The organism is Brevibacterium aurantiacum, assembly GCF_900169065.1.
Classification (GTDB): domain Bacteria; phylum Actinomycetota; class Actinomycetes; order Actinomycetales; family Brevibacteriaceae; genus Brevibacterium; species Brevibacterium aurantiacum.
This window is the reverse complement of record NZ_FXZB01000007.1, coordinates 111,513-135,445: the sequence shown is the minus strand read 5'-3', so window position 1 is coordinate 135,445 and position 23,933 is coordinate 111,513. Positions and strand designations below refer to the sequence as shown.

25 protein-coding genes, 1 tRNA gene, 1 other RNA gene and 2 pseudogenes are annotated in these 23,933 nt (G+C 64.4%); 15 read left to right on the top strand and 14 right to left on the bottom strand.

All coding sequences use genetic code 11. The features are described from left to right. The first annotated feature begins 27 nt into the window (after nt 1-27). The 5 genes from BAUR9175_RS06575 to BAUR9175_RS06555 all read left to right on the top strand — a co-directional run bounded on the left by BAUR9175_RS06575 (nt 28) and on the right by BAUR9175_RS06555 (nt 4,972). On the top strand, nt 28-846 hold the full coding sequence (locus tag BAUR9175_RS06575; protein WP_009883180.1) for a helix-turn-helix domain-containing protein: 819 nt from the start codon (nt 28-30) through the stop codon (nt 844-846). Between the two features lie 178 nt (nt 847-1,024). After that, nucleotides 1,025-2,032, top strand: a complete 1,008-nt coding sequence (locus BAUR9175_RS06570; protein ID WP_236850655.1) for an iron-siderophore ABC transporter substrate-binding protein — start codon at nt 1,025-1,027, stop codon at nt 2,030-2,032. Between the two features lie 17 nt (nt 2,033-2,049). After that, nucleotides 2,050-3,090 (top strand): FecCD family ABC transporter permease, encoded by a 1,041-nt coding sequence (locus BAUR9175_RS06565; RefSeq protein ID WP_096146600.1) that lies wholly within the window; start codon nt 2,050-2,052, stop codon nt 3,088-3,090. Then, complete coding sequence (locus BAUR9175_RS06560) at nt 3,087-4,172, top strand: FecCD family ABC transporter permease (RefSeq protein ID WP_101583304.1); 1,086 nt, start codon at nt 3,087-3,089, stop codon at nt 4,170-4,172. Before BAUR9175_RS06565 ends, BAUR9175_RS06560 begins: the two co-directional genes overlap by 4 nt. Then, nucleotides 4,169-4,972: an ABC transporter ATP-binding protein gene (locus tag BAUR9175_RS06555; protein ID WP_009883184.1), complete on the top strand. Its 804-nt coding sequence runs from the start codon at nt 4,169-4,171 to the stop codon at nt 4,970-4,972. Before BAUR9175_RS06560 ends, BAUR9175_RS06555 begins: the two co-directional genes overlap by 4 nt. Before the next feature lie 28 nt (nt 4,973-5,000). Here the strand turns inward: BAUR9175_RS06555 and BAUR9175_RS06550 are convergent, their stop codons facing one another. From BAUR9175_RS06550 to BAUR9175_RS06540, 3 genes are read right to left on the bottom strand one after another with little or no spacing between them, the layout of a single operon-like run. Next, nucleotides 5,001-5,672 carry a DNA alkylation repair protein gene (locus BAUR9175_RS06550; protein WP_009883185.1) on the bottom strand — a complete coding sequence of 224 codons (672 nt, stop codon included), beginning with the start codon at nt 5,670-5,672 and terminating at the stop codon, nt 5,001-5,003. Between the two features lie 9 nt (nt 5,673-5,681). Continuing rightward, nucleotides 5,682-6,866: an RNA polymerase sigma factor gene (locus BAUR9175_RS06545; RefSeq protein WP_096146597.1), complete on the bottom strand. Its 1,185-nt coding sequence runs from the start codon at nt 6,864-6,866 to the stop codon at nt 5,682-5,684. Between the two features lie 24 nt (nt 6,867-6,890). After that, nucleotides 6,891-7,298: a YciI family protein gene (locus BAUR9175_RS06540; RefSeq protein WP_009883187.1), complete on the bottom strand. Its 408-nt coding sequence runs from the start codon at nt 7,296-7,298 to the stop codon at nt 6,891-6,893. A gap of 275 nt (nt 7,299-7,573) precedes the next feature. Between BAUR9175_RS06540 and BAUR9175_RS06535 the strand changes: the two genes are divergently transcribed. The 4 genes and pseudogenes from BAUR9175_RS06535 to BAUR9175_RS19925 form a co-directional block, all read left to right on the top strand. Beyond that, on the top strand, nt 7,574-8,275 hold the full coding sequence (locus tag BAUR9175_RS06535) for a hypothetical protein (RefSeq protein WP_101583302.1): 702 nt from the start codon (nt 7,574-7,576) through the stop codon (nt 8,273-8,275). 238 nt (nt 8,276-8,513) lie between these two features. Then, nucleotides 8,514-9,047 carry a type 1 glutamine amidotransferase domain-containing protein gene (locus BAUR9175_RS06530; RefSeq protein WP_009883189.1) on the top strand — a complete coding sequence of 178 codons (534 nt, stop codon included), beginning with the start codon at nt 8,514-8,516 and terminating at the stop codon, nt 9,045-9,047. Nucleotides 9,048-9,171: 124 nt separating this feature from the next. Beyond that, complete coding sequence (locus tag BAUR9175_RS19660) at nt 9,172-9,393, top strand: hypothetical protein (protein ID WP_226825668.1); 222 nt, start codon at nt 9,172-9,174, stop codon at nt 9,391-9,393. A 15-nt stretch (nt 9,394-9,408) separates the two neighbouring features. Further along, nucleotides 9,409-9,552: pseudogene (locus tag BAUR9175_RS19925) on the top strand (LGFP repeat-containing protein); the annotation flags it as partial. On the opposite strand, the gene BAUR9175_RS19650 reads toward BAUR9175_RS19925, so the two are convergent. Then, the gene (locus BAUR9175_RS19650) at nt 9,504-9,629 is read right to left on the bottom strand and encodes a hypothetical protein (protein ID WP_257944288.1); all 126 of its coding nucleotides are present in this window, start codon (nt 9,627-9,629) and stop codon (nt 9,504-9,506) included. The pseudogene BAUR9175_RS19925 and the gene BAUR9175_RS19650 overlap by 49 nt on opposite strands. A gap of 58 nt (nt 9,630-9,687) precedes the next feature. Between BAUR9175_RS19650 and BAUR9175_RS06525 the strand changes: the two genes are divergently transcribed. After that, nucleotides 9,688-10,746, top strand: coding sequence for a SpoIID/LytB domain-containing protein (locus BAUR9175_RS06525; protein ID WP_226825667.1), 1,059 nt, complete (start codon nt 9,688-9,690; stop codon nt 10,744-10,746). Nucleotides 10,747-10,765: 19 nt separating this feature from the next. Here the strand turns inward: BAUR9175_RS06525 and BAUR9175_RS06520 are convergent. Together BAUR9175_RS06520 and BAUR9175_RS06515 are read right to left on the bottom strand one after the other, a co-directional pair. Further along, nucleotides 10,766-11,194, bottom strand: a pseudogene (locus tag BAUR9175_RS06520) (LLM class flavin-dependent oxidoreductase); the annotation flags it as partial. Between the two features lie 391 nt (nt 11,195-11,585). Then, a tRNA-Ser gene (locus BAUR9175_RS06515) sits at nt 11,586-11,673 on the bottom strand. Between the two features lie 161 nt (nt 11,674-11,834). On the opposite strand from BAUR9175_RS06515, the gene ffs reads away from it, so the two are divergent. After that, an RNA gene (gene ffs, locus BAUR9175_RS06510) (signal recognition particle sRNA small type) lies at nt 11,835-11,930 on the top strand. A gap of 181 nt (nt 11,931-12,111) precedes the next feature. Further along, nucleotides 12,112-13,569: a L,D-transpeptidase family protein gene (locus BAUR9175_RS06505; protein ID WP_101583300.1), complete on the top strand. Its 1,458-nt coding sequence runs from the start codon at nt 12,112-12,114 to the stop codon at nt 13,567-13,569. Here BAUR9175_RS06505 and BAUR9175_RS06500 read toward each other — a convergent pair. Continuing rightward, nucleotides 13,559-14,587: an iron-siderophore ABC transporter substrate-binding protein gene (locus BAUR9175_RS06500; protein WP_101583299.1), complete on the bottom strand. Its 1,029-nt coding sequence runs from the start codon at nt 14,585-14,587 to the stop codon at nt 13,559-13,561. The genes BAUR9175_RS06505 and BAUR9175_RS06500 overlap by 11 nt on opposite strands. A 193-nt stretch (nt 14,588-14,780) precedes the next feature. Here BAUR9175_RS06500 and BAUR9175_RS19645 point away from each other — a divergent pair, with 193 nt between their 5' ends. Then, entirely contained in the window at nt 14,781-15,119 is a 339-nt protein-coding gene (locus tag BAUR9175_RS19645; RefSeq protein ID WP_009883194.1) for a helix-turn-helix domain-containing protein, read from the top strand. Nucleotides 15,120-15,137: 18 nt separating this feature from the next. Here BAUR9175_RS19645 and BAUR9175_RS06490 read toward each other — a convergent pair whose 3' ends face one another. The 5 genes from BAUR9175_RS06490 to BAUR9175_RS06470 form a co-directional block, all read right to left on the bottom strand. Continuing rightward, a complete protein-coding gene (locus BAUR9175_RS06490) occupies nt 15,138-15,425 on the bottom strand; it encodes an SHOCT domain-containing protein (RefSeq protein WP_009883195.1) in 288 nt (95 codons plus the stop codon). 118 nt (nt 15,426-15,543) lie between these two features. Continuing rightward, the gene (locus BAUR9175_RS06485; RefSeq protein ID WP_009883196.1) at nt 15,544-16,218 is read right to left on the bottom strand and encodes a response regulator transcription factor; all 675 of its coding nucleotides are present in this window, start codon (nt 16,216-16,218) and stop codon (nt 15,544-15,546) included. Beyond that, entirely contained in the window at nt 16,215-17,615 is a 1,401-nt protein-coding gene (locus BAUR9175_RS06480) for a sensor histidine kinase (protein WP_101583297.1), read from the bottom strand. The genes BAUR9175_RS06485 and BAUR9175_RS06480 overlap by 4 nt, the downstream gene beginning before the upstream one ends. Before the next feature lie 92 nt (nt 17,616-17,707). After that, a complete protein-coding gene (locus BAUR9175_RS06475; protein WP_069599611.1) occupies nt 17,708-18,289 on the bottom strand; it encodes a ClpP family protease in 582 nt (193 codons plus the stop codon). Then, nucleotides 18,286-18,945 (bottom strand): ClpP family protease, encoded by a 660-nt coding sequence (locus BAUR9175_RS06470; RefSeq protein ID WP_009883199.1) that lies wholly within the window; start codon nt 18,943-18,945, stop codon nt 18,286-18,288. The genes BAUR9175_RS06475 and BAUR9175_RS06470 overlap by 4 nt, the downstream gene beginning before the upstream one ends. A 182-nt stretch (nt 18,946-19,127) precedes the next feature. On the opposite strand from BAUR9175_RS06470, the gene BAUR9175_RS06465 reads away from it, so the two are divergent. Beyond that, nucleotides 19,128-19,415, top strand: a complete 288-nt coding sequence (locus tag BAUR9175_RS06465; protein ID WP_226823736.1) for a hypothetical protein — start codon at nt 19,128-19,130, stop codon at nt 19,413-19,415. A gap of 191 nt (nt 19,416-19,606) precedes the next feature. Then, nucleotides 19,607-20,419 carry a YidC/Oxa1 family membrane protein insertase gene (locus BAUR9175_RS06460; protein ID WP_009883201.1) on the top strand — a complete coding sequence of 271 codons (813 nt, stop codon included), beginning with the start codon at nt 19,607-19,609 and terminating at the stop codon, nt 20,417-20,419. Nucleotides 20,420-20,503: 84 nt separating this feature from the next. Here the strand turns inward: BAUR9175_RS06460 and BAUR9175_RS06455 are convergent, their stop codons facing one another. Continuing rightward, nucleotides 20,504-23,056 (bottom strand): ATP-dependent Clp protease ATP-binding subunit, encoded by a 2,553-nt coding sequence (locus tag BAUR9175_RS06455; protein WP_009883202.1) that lies wholly within the window; start codon nt 23,054-23,056, stop codon nt 20,504-20,506. A gap of 89 nt (nt 23,057-23,145) precedes the next feature. Then, on the bottom strand, nt 23,146-23,892 hold the full coding sequence (locus tag BAUR9175_RS06450; protein WP_101583295.1) for a DUF3152 domain-containing protein: 747 nt from the start codon (nt 23,890-23,892) through the stop codon (nt 23,146-23,148). Nucleotides 23,893-23,933: the final 41 nt, after the last annotated feature.

Here is a 23,933-nt window from a genome sequence, read left to right as displayed (position 1 = left end):
GCGGTCGGCTGCGCCTATCCTGGTGAGGTGCCCACGATCAGACCCTTCCGCTCCAAGACCGCACGCGTGGCGACGGCCTCCGAACGGACGCTGCCGAGCTACACCGCAGGTCAGGTGGAGATGCCGCTGCGGATCATCGGCTCCCAGGAGGCGATGGAGCACGAGACCTACTGGTCCGAACATTCGCATCCGACACATGAGCTGCTCTGGCGCGAGGCCGGGGTCGGCACGGTCACGATCGATCAGCGCACGTGGACGATCACCCCGCCCTTAGGGATGTGGATTCCCGCAGGAGTACGGCACTCCGGATGGACGCCCGCCGGCGTCGTCGTCTACGCCGCGCAGTTCAGCCTCGACAACCCGCTTGTCAGCGATCGGCCCACTGCCATCGCCATCACCCCTCTGCTCCGGCTCCTTCTCGATCGACTTCAGCACACCGATCCGGGGACTTCCTCCTACTCACTCACCGAGGCGATGATCCTCGACGTCATGACGCCAGCGGACAACGAGCTTCTGCTTCACATGCCGAGCAATCCGCTCATCGCTCCGATCGCCAACGCGATCATCGAGGGCCCGGCGGATGCCTCGAGTCTCCAGGACTGGGCGAGGAAACTGGGGATCAGCGGCCGCACCATCACCCGCGCCTTCGAGGCAGAGACGGGTCTCGGCTTCGGGCGCTGGGCGACGACGGCACGGGTCCAGCACGCGGTGAGCATGATCAGCCTCGGCGGAGAGGTCGACGAAGCGGCCGCCGGCGTCGGCTATCGCTCGGTCAGTGCATTCACGACTGCATTCAAGCGCATCACGGGCACCACACCGGGGCAGTTCCGCCCCAGCGCGAACTGAGGAGCACGCGAGCTGAAGATCACTCGTGTCCGTTTCGCGAAATCATCTGTCGTAAATACTCCATTGCGCGCAGGCGATTCCTCCGATAGTTTGTTTAGGCACACCTAACTCAATCTCGCTTCGGGGGTGTGCTGAGAAGCACCTCCGAAAGGAAGAGATGTCCCGTCCGCTTCGCGCAATGACCGTTGCAGCAGCCATGTCCACCGCACTCGTGCTCACCGCCTGCTCATCTACCGAGACCCCCGCAGATGCGAAGGGCGGCGACGAGTCCTGGACACCGGTGACTATCGAGCACGCACTCGGCACCACCACGATCGAGGAGAAGCCCGAAAGGGTGGCCACCGTCAACTGGGCCAACCACGAGGTGCCGTTGGCACTGGGGGTCGTCCCGGTGGGCATGGCCAGTGCCGACTTCGGCGACGATGACGGCAACGGCGTCCTCCCCTGGGTCGAAGACAAGCTCGAGGAGCTGGATGCAGAGACTCCGGCTCTCTTCGACGAGACCGACGGCATCGACTTCGAGGCTGTCGCCGATACCCAGCCCGACGTCATCCTCGCCGGGTATTCCGGTCTCACCCAGGAGGACTACGACACCCTCAGCGAGATCGCGCCCGTCGTCGCCTACCCGGAGACCGCTTGGGGAACTCCCTGGCGAGAGATGATCGAGATCAACAGCAAGGCGATCGGTCTGGCAGAGGAAGGCGAGGAGCTCGTCAAGGACCTCGAGACCGAGATCGACTCGGCGGTCGCCGACCACCCTGCGATCAAGGACATGTCGACGATGTTCCTGACCCACGTGGATCCCTCGGACCTGTCCGAGGTGAACTTCTACACCACGCATGACACCCGCGCCATGTTCTTCGAGGACCTGGGCATGCAGGCACCCGCCAGCATCCAGAAGGCCTCCGACGAGACCGATCAATTCTCCTCGACCGTCAGCGCCGAACAGGCCGACGTCTTCGACGATGTCGACATCATCGTCACCTACGGCGGCGACGACCTGGTCACGACGCTCGAAGACGACGAGCTGCTGTCTCAGATGCCCGCGGTCAAGAACAAGTCGATCGTCAACCTGCCCGGTGATGCCCCGCTCGGCACTGCTGCGAACCCCACACCGCTGTCCATCTCCTTCGTTCTCGATGACTACCTCGACGAACTCGACAAGGCCGCCACGGCAGCGAAGTAGAAGCGGACACTTACACGATGACGTCACAATCGACAGTCGAGTCGACCGCCGCCAAGCTGCGGCGGTCGACTCATGTCCGCCTCGCATGGATGCTGGCCGCTCTTGCAGTGGTTGCCGTCCTCATGATCCTGTCCACGATGATCGGCTCCCGCAACGTCGGCCTCGACGACGTTCTTGCCGCCTACGGCGGGCCGGCCGCGGGATTCGATCAGGCCGCGGTCGCCAAACGCATTCCGCGGACCCTGCTCGCCGTGTGCGTGGGAGCGGCTCTGGGCATCTCCGGGGCTGTGATGCAGGGCGTGACGAGGAATCCTCTGGCCGACCCAGGCATCCTCGGTGTCAACACCGGCGCGTCCCTGGCCGTGGTCATCGGCATCGCCTTCTTCGGACTGTCAACGGCCGACGGCTACATCTGGTTCGCCATCGTCGGCGCCACTCTCACCGCGGTGTTCGTCTATGCGGTCGGGTCACTCGGGAGGCAGGGTGCGTCCCCGCTCAAGCTGGCCCTGGCCGGGGCGGCCACCGCCGCTGCACTGTCGTCGTTCATCAGCGCCGTGGTCCTCCCCCGCGGAGACATCGCGGATCTGGCACGCGATTGGCAGATCGGCGGGGTCGGGGGTGTGACGTTCGATTCGGTCACACTCATCCTTCCCTTCCTCATCGTCGGCTTGCTCATCAGCGTCTATTCGGCGCCTGGCCTCAATGCCCTGGCCCTCGGCGATGAGCTCGCCGCCGGGCTGGGACAGCACGTCGGCACCACCAGAATGGTCTCCGCTGCAGGTGCGGTCCTCCTCTGCGGGGCAGCCACCGCCGTCGTTGGACCGATCGGCTTCGTCGGGCTCGTCATCCCCCATGCCTGCCGTCTGCTCATCGGCATCGATCACCGCTGGCTGATCCCGTTCTCGGCAGTCACCGGAGCCGCACTGCTCACAGCCTCGGACATCCTCGGTCGCATCATCGCTCGACCGGCCGAACTCGACGTGGGCATCCTCACCGCGCTGATCGGCGCCCCGTTCTTCATCGCCATCGTCCGCAGACAGAAGGTCCGTTCGCTGTGACCCCACCGAACCCCGCGAACCCACTCCTCGCGCCGACCAGCACGGCAGAATCGACATCGACGATCGCTGCCGTGGCACAGCTGCGGAGACGACGCTCCGCCCGTTGGACCGGCTTCGTCCTCATCTTCAGCGGGCTGGTGCTGCTTAGTTTCCTGCTCAGCCTCATGGTCGGTCAGACCTTCTATTCCTTCGACAAGGTCCTTCGCGTCATCGGCGGCGATCAGGTCCCCGGCGCCACCTTCACGGTCGGGCGCCTGAGACTCCCCCGAGCCGTTCTCGCGCTCCTCGTGGGTCTGAGCTTCGGCCTCGGCGGGGTGACGTTCCAGACCATGCTGCGCAATCCCCTGGCCAGCCCCGACATCATCGGGATCAGCTCCGGAGCTTCGGCTGCGGCCGTGTTCGCGATCGTGACTCTGGGCCTGGGCAGCACGGGAGTCTCGGTCATGGCCATCGTCGCCGGTCTTGCGGTGGCGTTGGTCATCTACATGTTGTCCTACCGGAATGGCGCGGCCGGTATCCGGTTGATTCTGGTGGGCATCGGCGTCTCCTCAATGCTCAATGCGCTCATCAACTGGGAGCTGACCCGGGCCGCGCAGTGGGATCTGCAGGAGGCGCTGCGGTGGCTGGCCGGAAGCCTCAACGGGGCGAGCTGGGACAAGGTCGTGCCGCTGCTGTGCGCGCTCATCGTGCTGGTTCCCATTCTCTTGGGGCAGTCGAGGAACCTCTCCATCACGCAGCTCGGGGACGAGACCGCGGAAGCGTTGGGAGTGCGTGTGTCGAGGACCAGGCTTCTCGTCATCGTCGCCGCTGTCGGCCTCATCTCCTTCGCCACCGCCGCTGCCGGACCGGTCGCCTTCGTCGCCTTCCTCTCGGGCCCGATCGCCTCTCGACTCATCGGGCCGGGACCCTCGCCGCTCATCCCCGCCGCACTCGTCGGAGCCCTGCTCGTGCTCGTCGCCGACCTCGTCGGACAGTTCGGCCTCGGCACCCGTTACCCGGTCGGAGTCGTCACGGGCATCCTCGGTGCCCCCTACCTCATCTATCTCATCATCAGGATCAATCGTTCGGGAGGTTCCCTGTGACCAAGGACCATTCGCTTGCCGCCCAGGACCTGCATCTGGCCTACGGTGACACAGAGATCATCAAGGGACTTGATCTGACCCTGCCGCCCGGCCAGATCACGGGCATCGTCGGGGCCAACGCCTGCGGCAAGTCCACGCTGCTCAAATCGATGTCCCGACTGCTGACGCCCAGATCCGGCACTGTCATCCTCGACGGCAGACAGGTACACACGATGCCGGCGAAGCAGCTCGCGCGGGCCCTGGGACTCCTCCCACAGACACCGATCGCTCCCGAGGGCATCACGGTCGCCGATCTCGTCGGACGCGGTCGCCATCCCCACCAGGGGGCCTTCTCACGATGGAATGCCCAGGACGATCTCGCTGTCGCCCAGGCTCTGGATACCACCGGAACCGCGGACCTGGCCGACCGTCCCGTCGACGAACTCTCCGGCGGCCAACGGCAACGAGTGTGGATCGCAATGGCCCTCGCCCAGCAGACCGACATCCTCCTGCTCGATGAACCGACCACCTTCCTCGACGTCAACCATCAGGTGGAGGTCCTCGATCTGCTCACCGAACTCAACCAGGGTTCAGGCGTGACTATCGTGATGGTCCTGCATGATCTCAATCTGGCCGCACGGTACTGTGATCGGCTCGTCATGATCGCCGACGGCGGGATCCATGCCTCCGGGGCTCCCGCCGAGGTGCTCACCGAAGACAATGTCCGCAACGTGTTCGGTCTCGAGAACAGGGTCATCGAGGATCCTGTCTCCGGTCAGCCGCTGATGCTCCCGATCGGCCGTCACCGCACTCTGAGCTGATTCCTGTGCGTCAGACTTCTGATCTGACTCAGGCCCCTGCTCTGCGGGCCACGATCTCCGTGATCCAGGTCGGGGCGAAGGGCGACGTGCAGTTCGGCGGGGTCGGATAGTCCTTGAGGACGCCGAGGCGGTTGCCGATGTCGATGGCCCGTGGCCGCAGGTCCTCGTTCTCGATGCCGATGTAGGACAGGGTTTCGTTCATCGCCCACTGCAGGCGCTCATCGGCGCCGAGCATCTGCGCCTCGATGGTGTCGAGGAGACCGGACAGGTCAAGGCCCTCGGGTGACTTGTTCACACGCTCGCTGGTCAGTGCCCAGCCTGCCGACGCCACGATCGGATCAGGGTCGTCCATCCAGTCCAGGCGCAGCGATTCGGCATGCTTCGACTTCTTGACGATGTAGTTGACCAGCCAGCCGTGGACCTTCGGCACACGCGCCTCGCGCAGCATGGCATCGAGATGCTGTGCGTCATAGCTGCGGGGACGCATGATGAGGATCGCGACGAGGCGCGCCGCGGTATCGCCGGTGTTCCACAGTTCGACGGCGAGCTCGTCGTTCTTCTTCAGCTCCTTGGCCACGGCCCGCAGCTTGCTCAGATTCACACCGTGATCATCACCGTGCTTCTCGTTGACGGCACGAGCCTTGGGATCCTCCATCGCCGCCAATGTCTCCATGACGCTGTCCACGTTCGCTTCGACCATGCGCTCAGATTACCGCGAGTTCAGGCGAGCTGCCTGTCGCATGAGGTGGTCGCGTTCGGCGAGGTTGCTCGCCTTGGCCGCGGCTTCGACGTAGAGCTTCGCCGCCGCCTCGTCTTCTCCTGCCCGTTCTCGCAGGTGGGCCTCGACGGCGAAGTAGCGCGGCAGCGTCTCATCGAGTCTGCCCAGTTCGGCCAGTCCGGCCACCGGTCCGTCGGCTTCACCGATCGCAACGGCACGGTTGAGGGACGCGATCGGGCTCTCGTTCAGCTTGAGGAGTTCGTCGTACCACTCCACGACCTGCACCCAGTCGGTGTCCTCGACCGTCTGCGCATCGGCGTGGAGTGCCGCGATGGCGGCCTGTGCCTGATACTGGCCGAGTTCGTCCCGACCAAGGGCTGCCTGCAGGATCTCGATGCCCTCGACGATGAGCCGTTGATCCCACAGGGTGCGGTCCTGATCGGCCAGCGAGATGAGGCGACCGTCGGCGCCGAAGCGGGCATCGCGGCGGGCGTGGTGGAGGAGCATGAGGGCGAGCAGTCCGTCCACCTCGGCGGAGTCGATCATCGACGCAAGCGTGCGGGTCAGTCGGATCGCCTCGGCGACGAGGTCGACCTCGCCCGAGTGCCCTTCGTTGAACACGAGGTAGAGGGTGGTGAGCACCGAGGACAGGCCGCCGGGTCGGTTGAGCCGGGACCCTGCGATCGTGGATTTGGCTCGGCTGATGCGTTGAGCCATCGTCGACTCGGGCACCATATAGGCTGCGGCGATCTGCTTCGTCGTCAGTCCGCCGACCGCCCTCAGGGTCAGGGCCACCGCCGAGGCGGGGCTGAGGTCGGGATGGGCGCAGAGGAAGTAGAGGTCGAGGGTGTCATCGGCGTTCGGGACGCCGTCCGTCCCGGGTTCGGACGAGGTTTCGGGCTCGGCGAGAGTGGCGGCCATGACCCGTTCCTCGCGTTTCATCCGCGATCCTTCAGATCGCACGATGTCGAGGAACTTCCGCCATGCCACCGTCACGAGCCAGCCCCGCCGGTCACGGGGCGGGTCGGACGGCCACGATCGCAGGGCTTCGATGAGCGCGTCCTGAACGGCGTCCTCGGCGGTCGCGAAGTCTGCTCCACGACTGACGAGGATGCCGATCACGGCGGGGACGAGCTCACGCAGCTCCGCCTCTGCGAGGGGATCCCGATCGATCATCGCGAACTCCGTTCGCGTCCCTGATCATTCGTCCACGCTGGGTGCGTGGTCGAGGAAGGGGCGCAGTTCGAGCCATTCGTTGATCGGCTCTCCTCCCTTGCCCGGTGCGGCGGACAGCTCACCGGCGAGTTCGAGAGCGCGGTCGTAGTTCTCGACGTCGATGACCATCCACCCGGCGATGAGGTCCTTCGTCTCGGGGAAGGGACCGTCGGTGACCGGAGGCTTGCCCGGTCCGCCGGATCGGACGAAGGTGCCCTCGGGCGAGAGTGCCTGGGAGTCGACGAATTCGCCGGAGTCCTTGAGTCTGTCGGCGAAGGCGTTCATGTACGCCACATGCGCGTCGACCTCGTCGGGACTCCACTGATCCATCGGGGTGTAATCCATATACTGCTCCGGCATCCGATAGTGCTTGAGCATGAGGTACTTGGCCATGATGGTCTCCTTGTCTCGTGCCGCTCGCACGGGATGTGCTCGCTGACATGTCTGGGACGCAGCCGGACTCGTGTTCTCGACATCGGCGGCGAAGTTTTCTCGTTTCTCTTCGGCTCCGGTCATCGAACACAGTCCCAGAATAGGCCGATGTGTCCGTCCTGGAACATGCGTCACCGGATCCGAACACGAATCGGCCCAGGTCACGGCTCCGCGCTGAGACGCTTGTCTTGTACGAAACACCGACAGCCTTGTGCACACGAGACCAGGAGCAGATCATGAAGGCACAGACACTTCTCAAAACCATCACCGTTGCCGGAGCTCTCGCCGCGACCCTGACACTCTCGGCCTGCGATATGAACATCACCTTCGGCCCAGAAGGCCAGGGGCAGGAACAGGGCCAGGAGCAGGACGGCCAGCAGGCGCAGCAGACCGAGGACACCGAGACGACCGCCGAAGAACCGGCATCGGATTCGGGCTCCACCTCGGACTCCGCCGGTTCGGGTTCGTCCGGCACGAGCGATAGCGGCACGACGGACAACGGCACCACCGGCAGCGGCGGATCCACCGATTCGTCCAGCGCCTCCTCGGCGAGTGGCTCCTCCACCTCGAACGGCTCGTCGTCGACCGGATCGTCGTCCTCGAGCGACTCCACCTCGAGCGGATCATCGTCGTCGAGCGGCACGACCGACAACGGCTACCAGGGCCCGCGGATCGGCGAAAACGGAGTCGAACTCGACGCCGACGGCAACGGCAAGATCCCCGCCGACGTTCTCGAGGCGGACATCAAGAACGCCTACGCCAAGCAGGGCACCACGGTCGACACCGTCGACTGCTATTCCGACCTGCGGATCTTCTCCCACAGCGGATCGCAGAACTGCACCGTCACCGCTGCCGGCAAGAATCACTACGGCACTGTGAAGATCACCTCGGCGTCGCAGTCCGGCATCGGCTACAGCCTCGAGTTCCCGAACATCTGAGCCGTCCGCCGAGCCCGCGAAACGTACCCCTCGAGCGTCTCGCATCCCCGAATCGCATTCCCCTGGTCATCCCGACCAGGGGAATCCGTTCGTCGCGATCTGGAACAACTCTGCACTTTCCGTTGTTGTGTCCAATGCGGGCGTCGGCCCAGCTGCACGTCGGCCTCGAGGTTTCGGCCAGCCGAGCCCATGTCAGATTCGACAATCTCACCAATCACAACCGACAAGGAGCACCATCATGGCACTCTCTGACAAGAAGATCGCATTCCTCCTCACCAGCGGCGTCGAGCAGGTCGAACTGACCAGCCCCCGCACAGCCCTCGACGAGGCCGGAGCGACGACCGTCATCGTCTCCCCCTCAGAGGGGACTCTGCAGGCGATGGAAGGCGATTGGGAGCACGCGAAGACCTTCGACGTCGACGTTCCCGTCGCCGAGGCCTCGGTCGATGACTTCGACGCCCTCGTCCTGCCCGGCGGCACCCTCAACTCCGATGCCCTGCGTCTGAATGAGGACGCCGTCAACCTCGTCAAGGCGTTCTTCGCCGCCGACAAACCGGTCGCGGCCATCTGCCATGCTCCGTGGATCCTCGCCGAGGCGGGAGTGGCCAAGGGACGGAAGCTGACGTCCTTCATCTCGACGAAGACCGACCTCATCAACGCCGGAGCCGACTGGGCCGACACCGAGGTGGTCGTCGACGGCAACCTCATTACCTCCCGCAGCCCCGACGACCTCGACGCCTTCAACAAGGCAATCGCTGATAAGTTCAGCTGACCTGGAACGATGCCTCTTTCGCCGAGGCGGAACCACCTCGGCGAAGAACTCCCCGGAACGATCGTTCCGGGGAGTTCGTCTGTTCGTCACCTGGGGTCTTGACAGCCGCGCTTATGATCTACTCATGCCAGCTTCCCCGTCCGTCAAGGCGACGACTCCTACCCTCGCGGCACTGCTCATCGGGTTCCTTCTCGTTCTCTGCTCCACACAGCCTCCGGCACATGCTGCCTATGCGACTTCGGGTGCGATCGGAACGATGCACAAATCGCTCGGTGGGAATTCCGGCAAGCTCGGCCCAGCGGTCGGCCCACAGCGGTGCACGCTGATCCAGAAGGGCTGCTATTAGTCGTTCAAGCACGGCAGCATCCATTGGACGAAGGCCACCGGCGCCCATGCGACTCTGGGCGCGATCCGCACAGCATGGAAGAAGTCCGGGTGGGAACGCGGTCCGCTCGGCTATCCGACGAGCAACGAATACCGCTCAGGTTCGGAGACCCGGCAGAAGTTCCAGAACGGCATGATCGTGTGGACGGCGAAATCCGGGGCGAAGGTGACGGTGACGAAAGCGCCGTCGTCGTTCACGATCAAGGGGTCGGGGTTCGGCCATGGGGTCGGGATGAGCCAGTACGGAGCGCGCGGAATGGCGACAGCCGGAAAGTCGTCGACGCAGATCCTGCAACACTACTACACGGGTGCCAAGGTCACGACGATGTCGAAGAACGCCGACGCCAGTCTCAAGGTGCAGCTGCTGACCGGTAAGAAGTCCGTGACGGTCACTCCGCGGTCCGGCCGTCTTCGGATCAAGGTCGGGTCGAAGACCATCGAATCGGGCTCGAAGGTCACGATCGAACGGACGTCATCCGGTTCGGTCAAGGCGACCGTCGGGTCGAAGAGCTATTCGGGGTCGAAGCTCACCCTCGAATGGCAGGGCACCCGATATTGGAAGAGTTCGTCGGCGACGACGGTGTCGGTCAGCGGTGCCCAGAACGGGGCGACCGGCACCTACCGACACGGACGGCTCGAGATCGGTCAGCTGAAGAGCTCGCTCAACGTCATCAACGTGGTGGGTCTCAACAAGGAATATCTGCCGGGCATCGCCGAGATGCCGGCGTCGTGGCAGTCCGAGGCCCTGCGCGCTCAGGCCATCGCTTCGCGCACCTACGCCTACCGCAATCTCGGTGCGGTGAAGCCGGCCTGCGGGTGCAACGTCTATGACGAGGTGGCCTCGCAGCGTTTCCTCGGGTGGACTCATGAGAATGCAGGCGATTCCGGTCCATGGCGCAAGGCCGTGGCCGCGACACAGACCACGAGCGGGTCGACGGTGAGGTCGGCGCGCCTCATCACCTACAAGGGCGGGCTCATCGATGCTGTCTACTCGTCGTCGGCCGGGTCGAAGACGCATTCGGCTGCCGAGGTGTGGGGGTCGGCCGTGCCGTACCTGGTCTCGGTCGATGACTCTCCGTCGAAGTATGCCTCTGCGCAGAACCCGAACGCCTCGTGGTCGGTGACGGCCAAGCAGTCCGACATGGCACGGGCCTTCGGGCTGGCAGACGTCCGGTCTGTGGCGGTGGCGAAGACCGGCTCAGGTCTGGTGAAGACGGTGAAAGCCACCTCGGTGAAGGGGAAGACCGCGAGCCTCACCGGCGATCAGCTGCGAACGAAGCTGAAGCTCAAGTCCGCGTCATTCAGCGTGGCCTGAGGGAAACCGACTGGCTGACTCAGACTCCGGCAGGGGTGAGCAGTCCCCTGTTGACGAGTTCGGCTTCCTTCTCGCGCACGATCGGGATGACGGACTTGCCGAACGCTTCAAGTTCCTCCTGGAAGTGGAGGAAGCCGGTGAGGATGAGGTCGACGCCGATCTTCTTGTATTCGATGATGCGGTCGGCGACCTGTTCGGGGGTTCCGATGAGCTGGGTACGGAAGCCGTCGTTGTACTGCACGAGGTCTTCGAAGCTCGAATCCGCCCACATGCCTTTCTTATCCGAGGTCGCGGCTCCGGCGGTCTGCACGGACTCGCGGAATCCTTCGACCGCCTCGGCGTCGGCGTGTGCGATGATCTCGCACAGCTGGTCGCAGGCTTCGGCTTCGGTGTCGCGGACGATCACGAACCCGTTGAGTCCGAAACGGACTTTCCGATTGTGGGCGCGGGCCACCTCCGAGTGCTGTGTGCGGGCGAGCTGTGCCAGATTACTGAGACACAGACCACACACGGCGAGCAGATTTCGCGGGCCGCCGCGCACCGTCACAATGAGGCATTCCGCCACGGGGCGTCATGCGATTTGCGCCTCGGGCAGCGGTCCTGCGCTGCGGCCCACTCAGCATCCCTCACCCTCACCGGCGCACCACCCCGTTGCACCGGTGCGTAGTGCTGCGAATGGTGAGGGATGCGGAGGCACCAGTAGGAAATGCCACGGCCAATCCGGATTGCCACGAACGGTGAGGGATGCCCGAAAGGCGACTGCGAGGCCCGCGCTCGGCTCGAAACCGGGTGAATCGACGAAGTCCCGGCCCGCAGAAACTGCGAGACCGGGACTCCCGTGGCGGAGGATAGGGGATTCGAACCCCTGAGGGCGTTAACCCAACCCGCGTTCCAGGCGAGCGCCATAGGCCACTAGGCGAATCCTCCGCGAGCCAGCCTATATGAGTCGTGTCGACAATGCGAAATCAAGATGGCCAAGTGTGAACCATCACACTAATCACAGATAGAATCCCCTCCAGTCCCCGCCGCACCGGGCCTGACTTCGGACCTCGTTTTGTGCCTCGAGGATGCTCTCGACTACACTGATCGATGGCTCCCCGTGCGGCGTCATCTTGTGAACTCCCCCAGGGCCGGAAGGCAGCAAGGGTAAGCGAGCTCTGGCGGGTGCACGGGGAGTCCTTCGTTTCTCAAGGTTACAATTCCACAACTCCCCCTCCCCTATGTCAGTCCAGGTCAGGGCCCATCTCAACGACGATAAATGGCCTTTTCCCGAGGAATTCAGCCACTGCTTTAATACTTTCGTGATTTGGCTTCACTAGCATGGTCTGTAGCTCTCATCCCTTTGCTCGAACGAGGATCCCTGTTTTGTCACCCAAGAAGATTCACGGGGCGGTTGCTGCCCTTTCAGCACTCGCTCTACTCACGGCCTGCACCCCGGCAGACTCTGACCCCGACGCGACTCGCGATGGTGCGAAGACGGCCGAAGCCGAGGCCGCAGCCGAGCCGGTGTTCCGAATAGGGAGCGTCTCCGAAGCCGAGGCAGCCCAGGCGACGGAACAGGGCTCGTCGGCGAAGGCTTCGAACTCCACCGCCTCGGCTACGCCCACCAGCACACAGACTTCTGCTCCCCAGCAGACCGGCGAAGTGGTCGAACCCGGTGCAGAGACAACAGCTGCCCCCGGCGAGCGCATCAGCCTCAGCGTCGAGAACGCGGCGCTGAGCGACATCTCCATCACCGAATCCGACCACCCGCGCATCAAGACCGATCCCGGAGTCTTCTTCGACACCGCCGGGAGCGAACTCGAAGCAGCAGACAGCACCGAAGACGCGAAGGCGGGATCTTCGACTCCAAGCGAATCAGCCTCAGAAGACTCAGACGCGATCACCGCCCCCGACGACGCCGCGGCCTGGATGTCTGCCTACGACCTCGTCGCCGACAGCACATACGAGCTCTCGGCCACGGCCACCTCGGCGGATGGAGAGGAAGTCGATTTCAGGTCCACGGTCACAGTCTCAGCCGGCGACGCCTCGCCGATGGCGGTGCGCACGATCCTCTCCGATGACCAGACCGTGGGCGTCGGAGCTCCGATCATCCTCACCTTCGGCTCTACGGTGGCCAAGAAGTACCGTGACGACGTCGAGCACCGCTTGTCGGTCAAGGTCACGGACAACGATGGGAAGAAGCGCAAAGTCGAAGGCTCATGGGCCTGGCTGCCTGATGACCCGCAGTCGCGACTGCACTTCCGTCCCAAGGAATTCTGGCCCGCGCATTCGAAGGTCTCCGTCGACGTGCCGCTGAAGAACGTTCCCACCACCGATGACACCGTCGGCCAGAACGACCTCACACTCGATTTCGACATCGGCCGCAAGCAGGTCGTCAAGGCCGACGCCAAGACCCACCGCATGGTCGTCACGCGCGACGGCAAAGAGGTCATGAACTTCCCGGCCTCATTGGGTGCTGCGAAGTCCCCGTCCTACAACGGAACCCATGTGGTGATGTCCAAGGCCTCGGACTACACGATGACCTCCGAGCAGTGGGACTACGAAACCGATGTGCGCTGGGCCGTGCGCATCCACAACAACGGAGAGTTCATCCATGCCGCGCCCTGGTCGACCGGGGTTCAGGGGTCGGCGAATGTCTCCCATGGCTGCATCAACCTCTCGACCGCACGTGCCAAGCAGTACTACGACTCGGCGATCTTCGGCGACCCGGTCGAGATCACCGGTTCGAATGCCACCCTGTCGACCGCAGCCAGCGACATCTCCGACTGGGTCTATGAGTGGGATGACTGGAAGAAGATGAGCGCGCTGCCTACTTCTTGACGTTCTCTGCGGCCTTGTCGATCATCGGTACATAGCGCTCCAGCGTCCATGGGACGGTGAGCGGGTTGATGATCGATGAGGCTGTGACGAACGGCTGGTCTTCGGGCGCGACGACCGCGCCGGACTTGATCGCCGGAATGTTTGCGTACACGCTCTGTGCCTTGATCTCCTTCTTGCTCTTCTCATCGGAGTAGAACGTGAAGATGAGGTCGGAGTCGTCGAGTTTGTCCGCGTTCTCCAGCCCGATGAGCGCGGAATCCGTACCCGGGGCGTCATAGTTCTTCTTGAGTTCGTCGACGACGGGGTCAGGAGTCAGGCCCAGTGCCGAGACCATCGCCACTCGCTGCTCATTGGGGTAGAAGGCTCCGAGGGTGCCCGGTCCGTCGTTGTAGATGTAGGAGAACGTCAGTCCCTCGTATTCGGGCCGCTTGGCCTCGGAGAGCTGCGTCTTGATGTCATCGACGAGCCCCTCGGATTCCTTCTCCTGTCCCAGGGCCTTGCCGATGGTCGTGATCTGCTCGTCCCATTCGATCGTCCATGGCTGTTTGGGGTAGGCGACCGTGGGTGCGATGGCGTCGAGCTGCTTGTACTGATCTGCGGTGACGCCGGACCATGGTGCGAGGATGACATCTGGTTCGAGTTCGGCGATGGCTTCGACATCGAGCTCGGTATCTCCCTGGAACTGCTTCGGCAGCTCCTCGCCCTTCTCTGTCACGGCTTCATGGATCCACGGCATATAGCCGGTGTCATCGCTGCCCCAGGCGTACTCCTCCATGCCGACGGGTGTCTTGCCCAGTGCGATGGCGGTCTCGGTCGACCCCTGCCCGAGGGTCACGACGCGCTTGGGCTCGGCCTCGATGACGGCCTTGCCCAGTGCGTGTTCGATCGTGACGGTCTGGAAGTCGTCGGAGGCTGACTTCGCAGAATCCGCCGAGTCCTGGCTGCAGGCGCTCGCGCTGAAGGCGAGTGTGACGATGGTGCCTATGGCCATGGCCCGGCGAGTGAGATGAGCTGACATTCCTGCCCTTTCGTCTGTGAGGGTCGTGGTCGACCTCTCCACTTTAACAAAGGACAGCCTAACTTAACTTCGCGGCCTGGGTGCAACTCGACCGCGCCCTGATCCCCCTCGAGCGCATGACGGGGCAGCCGGTATTCGTCTGCTCAGAGCAGAAATCCGCGTGAGCGACGGCGATTCCTCCTAGGATCGCATCATGGATGCACTTCACGTCACAGATGCGTACGCCGACCGGACTCCGGCGCTGCTGTGGCGCGAGATGCTCGGGAGGGTGCTGCGGCTGCGCCGCACCGAGCTGGGCCTGACCCTGGCTCAGGTCTCACGCCGCTCGGGAGTCTCGACCCAATACCTGTCCGAGGTCGAACGCGGCCTCAAGGATCCCTCTTCGGAGGTCATCGAGGCAATCGCCATAGTCCTCGGCCTCGCACTCCCCCAGGTGCTCGTCCTCGCCGCCGGCTCAACGCCGACAGCCGCGCCCGCGACGGTGCCCGCATTCGGGCTCACCGGACGGGCGCAGCTGTCCCTCGTGGCCTAGTCACACCGGCCGGGTGCCTCAGCTCGTACCGGAATCGAGACGATTGGCCCTGAGCACCTCGAGTCTGCCCCGGTACTCGGCCTCGTCGATGTCACCTTGGGCGAAACGCTCGGACAGTGTCGCCTCCGCGTTCTTCGTCGACCCGAATCGGCCCTGACCATCTGCCCAGGGCGGTCCCCCGGCTTGGCGCCAACGACGCCGATTGAGCGTGATGATGAGAGTGACGACCAGTCCGATGATGAGCACCCAGAAGATCGGGATGAGGAAGAAGAACGGCCAGGCCGCGGGTCCGTGTTCCATGTTCATAATGCCTCCTTGTCAGGAATCCACGTCGCTCGTGGATATGACATCAATCCAACTCCTGCAGCCGCCTCGGCGAATCCCCCGCTGGGAGTCACTTCGGGTACTCGCTGAGGATGAGCTCCTACTGTTCGCGCAGCCAGCCCGGGGAGACCAGCCCGGACTCATAGGCGAGCACGACGAGGTGGACCCTGTCGCGTGCGGCGACCTTGCTCATGATGCGCGAGACATGGGTCTTCGCCGTCAGCGGTGAGAGCACCAGCTGCGCCGCGATCTCGTCGTTCGACAGTCCCTGCCCGACGAGGGCGAGCACCTCTCGTTCACGTTGTGTCAGCACGTCGAGATGCTTCGCCGGCTCCGCCCGCAGTCCCAGGGACATCCTCGACAGGAGGTATCGGGTCACCTCCGGTGAGAGCAGCGCCTCCCCCTCGGCGACGACGCGCACCGCTCGGATCAGGTCGACCGGTTCGGTGTCCTTGAGCAGGAATCCGCTGGCACCCGCCCTGACCGCGCGCACGATGTACTCGTCGAGGCCGAAGGTCGTCACCAGCACCACCCGAACGTGCCCGAGGTCGGGATCGGCTGCGATCGCCTCGGTGGCCCACAGTCCGTCACCGTCGGGCATCCGAATGTCCATGAGCACGACGTCGACCGGCGTCGCTGCCAGTTTCTCCAACAGCTCTTCCCCGCCGGAGGCCTGCACACTCACGCTGATGCCCGGTTCCGCATCCAACAGCGAAGCGAAGCCGGCGCGAACCAGCTGGTGATCATCGGCAATCGCCACCGAGATATCGTTCATGCCTCAGCCTGCCGATCTGTTCGTCCGTGTCCGCTGGTCCAGGGCAGCCGGACGCTGATGTGCGTGCCGTCCCCGCTCGCCGAGGTGATCGCGAAGGTTCCGTGGAGAAGTTTCGTCCGCTCCCGCATCCCGATGATTCCGGTGCCTTCGTCTCGCCCGTGCATCGCGTTCTCTGTTCCCTGGCCATCGTCACTGATCTCGAGGTGCAGGAACTCGCCTTCACGGAAGACTCTGACGTTCGCCTGGCTGGCGGCAGCGTGGCGGACCATATTCGTCAGCGCCTCCTGCACGATCCGGTAGGCGGCCGCATCCGCGGCACTGCCGGGATTCTCTCGAGTACCGTCGGCTCGGAGCTCGCGCCGGTCATCGAGGTGGATGGCTGGTCGCCCGGTCATTGCGGCGATGAGTGCCGGCAGCTCGTCGAGGCCCGGCACTGGGGCCAGCGGCTCGGCTGTGCCTGCGTCGGCACTGGCCGCGTCAGTGCCGGCCGCGTCGGAGTCGAGATCGCTTGGGCCGGCAGCATCCGAGCGCATCGTGTGGAGCACTGAACGGACCTCGTTGAGTCCCGTTCGACTCAGCTCCTTGATGGCGGCGAGCGCCCGTCTGGCCTGCTCGGGGTCCCGGTCGATGAGGTGTTCGCCCACACCGGCCTGCACGTTGATCTGGGACAGGGAATGGCCCAGCACATCGTGGAGGTCCCTGGCGATGCGCAGCCTTTCGGCCGCAATCACCTCCTGGTGCCGGGCCTGCGCCTCCTCGGCCGCGAGCCTCCTGCCTTCGCGCCTGCGCCGAGCGAAGGCTCCGATGCTCAGGGTCATCAGCAGACCGATCGTCGCAGAGGCCACACGCCCCACCGACCAGTCGACACCGAGGAAGGGACCGAGCAGCAGGGCACCCAACCAGACACCGGCCGCCGAGGCGATGGCCCAGATCTGATGACCGCGGACCATGGCCACGACGAGAGCGAAGAGGAACGCCGCATAGAACGGTGTCATCTCAGGTCCGGTGAGCCCCTGCGCCCACATTCCGCCCGGACCCTCCCCAGACCAGGGACGATTACTTGGACCGTGGCTCCACGCACCGGACAGGCTGGATCCCGCCAGTGCGGCCCAGGCGACGAAGTCAACCAGCGTCAGCCCGGCGATGATCGCGACTCTCGGGCCCGGCCATCGTGCACAGAGTAAGAAGATCATCGGGGACAGCAGGGCTACGGCGATGCGCACGCCCCCGGCCAGGGCATCGACACCATCGTGGGTGGCCATGAACACGGCGAAGGGCAGCTGCAGGAGCAGGGCCAGGACGCTCAGGGCAACCAGGAGCAGCCGAGGTCGACGACGGACGCGACGATCAGCATCGGGATCGCTCGCCTCGGCGGCGGCACGCCAGGATCGGCTCATCCTCCGATCGTAGTCACTGACACCGGATTCAACGTCGTACCACGGGAGTATCCGACCGGACTTCCCGCGGAGTACCGCGGCCCGGGAGCAACTCAGAGGATCTGATCGACGAGGCCGAAGTCCCGGGCCGCCTGCGCATTGAGCACGAGATCCCGGTCGAGGTCGGCATGGATCTGGTCCACACTGCGCCCGGTGCCCTTCGCCAGCATCGCCTCAACATCTCGGCGCTGCCGGGCGATCTCGTCGGCGGCGACGATGAGATCGGGGATTGCCCCGCGAGCACCCTCGGCATGGGGTTGGCGCAGCACCGCTCGAGCGTGTTCGAGCATCGAACGCTGACCGGGTTCGCCAGCTGCCAGGAGCACCGCGGCATCAGCGGCCGCCTGCCCCACGCAGATGGTCGCCACGGGCGCACCGATGTGGTGCATCGCGTCGTAGATGGCGGTCATGGCCGTCAGCGATCCGCCCGGTGAGTTGATGTACAGCTGGATCGGGAGTTCTCGGCTGCTCGCCTCGAGGTGGAGCAGCTGGGCGATGATCGTATTCGCCACCCCGTCATCGATCGGCACTCCGAGGTAGATGATGCGGTTGCCCAGCAGGTGGGAATACACGTCGACGATCTTCTCCCCGCCACCCGAGCGGTCAACGACATTCGGAATCGTGTACTGGCTCATGGCGCACCGATCCCGCCGCGCAGATCGGCCGGGGACTCGACGATGCGGTCGATGAGCCCGTAGTCCAGTGCCTGTTCGACCGTGAACCACCGATCGCGCAGGGAGTCCTCGAAGACACGCTCATAGGTCTTTCCCGTCGCCTCGGCGATGCGATGCAGGACCGTGTCCCGGACGGTGCGCAGGTCCCCGGACTGCAGCTCGATGTCAGCGGCCGCTCCCCCGATGCCCGATGATCCCTGGTGCAGCAGGATCCGGGCGTGGGGCAGGGCGAGTCGTTTGCCGGGGGTGCCCATCATGAGCACGAACTGCCCCGCCGAGGCGGCCCACCCGAACGCCACCGTGACCACATCGTTGGGCAGAGTCTCGATCACATCGGCGATCGCGTGCATCATCGGCACCGATCCGCCCGGTGAGTTGATCCACAGGTGGATGTCACTGTGGGAGTCTTCGGCGGAGAGGAGGATGAGTCGCGAGATGATCTCCATGCCGTTCTCATCGCGCAGCTCCCCGTTGAAGACCACCGAACGGTAGGCGTAGAGCATTCTCTGGGACTCGGGGATGCGGGTCGTCGTCGTGGACTCGTCACCGTCGGCGAACCTCGGCGATGGTGAGGTGGGTCGGTTGTGAGCATTCTGATGTGCGATTCGTGTGTTCATGCCTCCACACTGGAGCTGGCTGTGCCGAGTCGGAAGTCTTTTCCGCCTTGAGCAGGAGGGTGCCGCTGTGAGCGGACGGCGTGCCTGTGCGCCCGGTGTGATGGTGCTGCCGTGATAAAATCGGGCGAGAAACCCCGACTGTGTCAAGGGAAGGCCGAGACGGAATGATGCTGAATCTGTGGATGACAGTTCAGTTCATCGTGGTGCTTCTCAGCGCCGATGCCGATACGGTCATTCCTCAGTCGTCGATGCATCTGATCGTCCTCGTGCTGCTCGGTGCGGCACTGCTGTCGCCGGTCGCACCGTGGTTGGCAAGGGCTCTCTTCAGGTTCCTTCCTCAGTCTCCTCGCGGTCTTTGGGGACGGGGAGAGCGAACCGAGGTTCGCGAATTCCGCATGCCCGAGGAACCCGGCACTCCGGGCACCGCTCAAGCCAGAGCCCCCTCCTTCGTCGTCCGCTCCTTCGCCTGACCGACGACGTGATCTCCGTGCTCCTCAAGCACGGTCGCTGACGCCACTCCTGTCTGTTTCCCTAACGGATCCCGCCTGTGGTGTCGCCCTGCGTCGTTCGGTCGTTGAACGTCCATGACGACATCACCACTGCTGCTCAACGCTGCACGGCCGAATTGCCTGCATCGGCAGCGCCCAGGAGGGCCATCACCATGAACATCTACGAATTTCCACCCATCGAACTGCTCGTCAACGCCGCCTATTGGGTCGTCACCTGGCTGACGACTCTGCTCGAACCATTGGCTGGCACCGCAAGTGCTGCGCTGGCGATCGTGGTGCTCACGATCATCGTCCGCGCCGTGCTCATCCCCGTCGGGCTCTCACAGGTCAGAGCCGGCATCACTCGCAAACGCCTCGCACCGAAGATCACCGAGCTGCAGACCCGGTACAAGAAGACCCCCGAGCTTATGCAGCAGAAGATGATGGAGCTCTACAAGGAGGAAAAGGCCTCCCCGATGGCCGGCTGCCTGCCCGTGCTGGCCCAGATGCCGGTGCTCATGGCCGTCTATGGAATCTTCATCCAATCCACGATCGGCGGGCACGCCAATGACCTTCTCAACCATTCCCTGCTGGGCGTCCCCCTCAACGCCGGCTTCGTGGGTCTCCTGACCGGAGGGAACCTGAGCGTGGTCTCGGCCGCAGTCTTCGGCGTCATCGTGATCATCATCGCCGTCGTCGCTGCCCTCTCGCGGCATCTGCTCACCCCCGATATGCCGCAGACCCCGCCCGTCCGGGCGTCTGGCAGCCAGAACTCCACCACCGAGGGACCCGCCATGCCGGACCTCTCAGGCGTGACCAGGGTGCTGAGCTTCATGCCCTTCATGACCGCGGTCATCGCACTGTTTGTGCCTCTAGCTGCCACGCTCTACCTGATGACGACGACAGCCTGGACCCTGACAGAGCGCCTCGTGCTCAACCGTGTCCTCAAGGTTCACGAGCAGGAAGAGGCAGTTCCTGCCGCATGAATGAAGCGGGGCCGGACCGGAAGACATCGCTTCCGATCCGGCCCCGTGCCGTGCAGGTGATCACCCTGCACAGGCGGCTCTGCCTCAGACTGCCACAGGAACCTCGGGTGATTCCGCGACCACTCGCAGTGTTCCGTCGTCAACCGTGGCGCTGACCCTTCCGCCTTCGGACACTGTCTCGTTGACGAGGAGGTCCGCAATGCGGTCATCGAGCTCACGCTGGATCACGCGGCGCAGCGGACGGGCACCGAACTCGGGTTCGTACCCGGTATCGGAAAGCCACTCCACAGCATCCTCGGACACGGTCAGGCCGATGCCCTGGTGCGCCAGACGCTCGACCGAACGCTCCAGCTGAAGACGGACGATGACGCGCAGCTGCTCACGATCGAGCCGCGAGAACATCACGGTCTCGTCGATCCGGTTGAGGAACTCGGGACGCATGAACTCCTTGAGCTTGCCCATCACCTTTGCACTCAGGTCCTTCTCGGTGACCTTCGCATCGGTGGAGCTGAAGCCCAGCGGGGTGCTGCCGGACATGAACTCGGAGCCCAGGTTGCTCGTCATGATGATGACGGTGTTCCGGAAGTCCACGGTCCGGCCCTGACCGTCGGTGAGACGACCGTCGTCGAGGACCTGGAGCAGCAGGTTGAAGGCGTCCGGGTGAGCCTTCTCGACCTCGTCGAGGAGGATCACCGAGTACGGCTTGCGCCGAACCTGTTCGGTCAGCTGTCCCGCTTCGTCGTAGCCGACGTAGCCGGGAGGCGAACCCACCAGGCGTGAGACGGTGTGGCGTTCCCCGAACTCGCTCATGTCGAATCGGATCATCGCCGACTCGTCATCGAACAGGGTCGCGGCCAGAGATTTCGCCAGCTCGGTTTTGCCCACGCCGGTGGGTCCGAGGAAGAGGAAGCTGCCGATGGGACGGTTCGGATCTCCCATTCCCATCTGGGACCGGCGCACGGCCTTCGACACTGCCGTCACCGCGTTGTCCTGACCGATGACGCGACCGTGGAGGATCTCTTCGAGCTTGGCCAGCTTGGCCTTCTGACCCTGGGTCATGCTCGCCGCCGGGATTCCGGTGGCACGGGAGACGACCTGTGCGATCTGGTCAGCATCGACGATGCTCGGCTTGGCGTCAGCCTCAGCCCGCTGCGCGCCGTCGTCCGGGTTCTCGGCTGCATGCAGCTTCTCCCCGAGACTCATGACCTCGTCGCGAAGTTCCCCGGCACGCTCATAGTTCTCTTCGCTGATCGCGGTGTTCTTCTCGGTCTCGAGTCGTTCGATCTCCGTGCGCAGGGCCTGGGTGTCGACCTTGGGCCCACGACGCAGAGACAGTCGAGCACCGGCCTGGTCGATGAGGTCGATCGCCTTGTCCGGCAGGAACCTGTCGTTGATGTAGCGATCGGAGAGCTCGACCGACGCGCGAATCGCCTCGGGCGTGTAGGTCACATTGTGGTGCTCGGCGTAGCGGTCCTTGAGTCCGTCGAGGATTGCCACGGCATCTTCGATGTTCGGCTCCCCCACGCGCACCGGCTGGAACCGACGTTCGAGGGCCGAGTCCTTCTCGATCGTGCGGTATTCCTTGAGCGTGGTTGCACCCAACAGGTGCAGATCACCACGGGCCAGCCGGGGCTTGAGGATGTTGCCGGCGTCCATCGAGTTGGATTCGCCGTTGCCGCCGGCACCGACGAGGGTGTGGAGCTCATCGATGAAGACGATCATCTCGCCGTCCTCGGCGACTTCGTCGAGGGTCCCGGTCAGGCGTTCCTCGAAGTCACCGCGGTAGCGTGTGCCTGCCAGCATGCCCGGCAGGTCGAGTGCGACGACTCGCTTACCCGAGAGCTGTGCTGGGATCTCGCCGCTGTGGATGGCCTGAGCCAGTCCCTCGGCGATCGCGGTCTTGCCGACGCCGGCCTCACCGAGCAGCACCGGGTTGTTCTTGGTGCGGCGAGCCAGGATCTCGATCGTCTCCTGGATCTCCTCGGCGCGTCCGATCACCGGGTCGAGTTCACCGTCGGCTGCCAGTGCCGTGAGGTCCGTGCCGAAACGCTCGAGCATGGTCTCCTCCGGCTGGCCCGCTCCGGGACCGCCCTGCGGGTCGCCTGCCTCGGCGGCTTCGGCTCCGGCCTGCAGCCGTTCCTGTGTCACGCCCGCCTGGGCGAGGATGCGGCCTGCTGGCATCTCGTGGTTGAGCACGAAGGCGAAGAACAGGTGCTCCGGGTCGACGTAGGTCGAACCGAACGCCCGTGCCACCTGGTAGGCGTCGAGGAGCGCGCGCTGACCGGAACCGGTAAGGGTCAGTGCCCCTTCGGGCTTGGTGTCTGAGGATGCGGGCAGACGGTCTTCGACGGCGCGGGCGACCTGCTCCGGGTCAGCTCCGGCCTGACGGATCGCCGAGACTCCGGGCTCGGTCTCTGCCATGGTGCGCAGAATGTGCAGGGCATCGACCTCCGCCTGACCGTGCTCTCTGGCATAGTCAGCGGCGTTGTCGATGACCTCGTGGCTGCGCTTGCTCAGCAGCTTGTTGATGTCGACGCTGCGCCCCTGGCGCGCGCCCTGCTGTCCCTGCAGAAAACGGGCAAGGAACTCGTCGAATGAATCTCCGCCAGAACCGGCGGATCCGAAGAACGTAGCCAATCTGATCTCCTGTCGAAAGTTGAGCCTATACGACTCAATCAACGACGAAGGAGGTGGTCTTATTCCCGAGTGCCGTCCCGATTTCCCGACTAGCCCTTCGAAGGCCAGCCGTTGGGCTCGCAGCCCTGCAGGCCTTTGGTCTGCTGCTGCATGAGCGGGGCCGTCTCGCCGGGCCCCGGGCACGATTCATGGCTGTGGCCAAGTGCGTGACCGACCTCGTGGTTGATGAGGTACTGACGGTATTGGGTGATGTCGTCGAACTCATCGGTGGCAGACACCCAGCGCTTGGCATTGAGGATGACGTTGTTGCCGTTGCGGCACGAGAGTTTGCCCAGGGTGCGCAGCGGCAGGCACATCGAGTCCACGGTGTCGGGGCTGGCGATGGAGATCATCGCATCCTCACCCTCGTCGACCATTTTGATCGACACATCGTCCAAGTCCTGCCAGCCGCGCTTGTCCTGCAGCGTCTTGTTGATGAAGGCGCCCGCCTCATCGACGTCGATGGGCAGATTGTCCTCGACTCGCAGTGCGACCTTGAACGTTGAGCCCTCGTCCCGGTTCGGTCCGGTCTCCTTCTTCGGTCGGTCCCACTCGCCACTGCCCTGCATATCGATGTCGTCTTCACTGACACCGGCGGCACCGGCGGATTCCACGTCCGGCTCAGCAGACTTGCTGGGTGCCGGGGACTTCGTCGGCGACGCCGACTCACTCGGCTGGGCAGAGGCGGAACCCTCGCCGGACGCGACCGTCTCGTTCGAGGACGGTGCCGGCCTGGTCTCCTGATCCGAGTCGGTTGCGCAGCCGCTGAGTCCGATGAGCAGGGATGCAGCAACCACCGCCGAGGCTGACCTCAGCCGCTGCGAGGAGCCCAGCAACG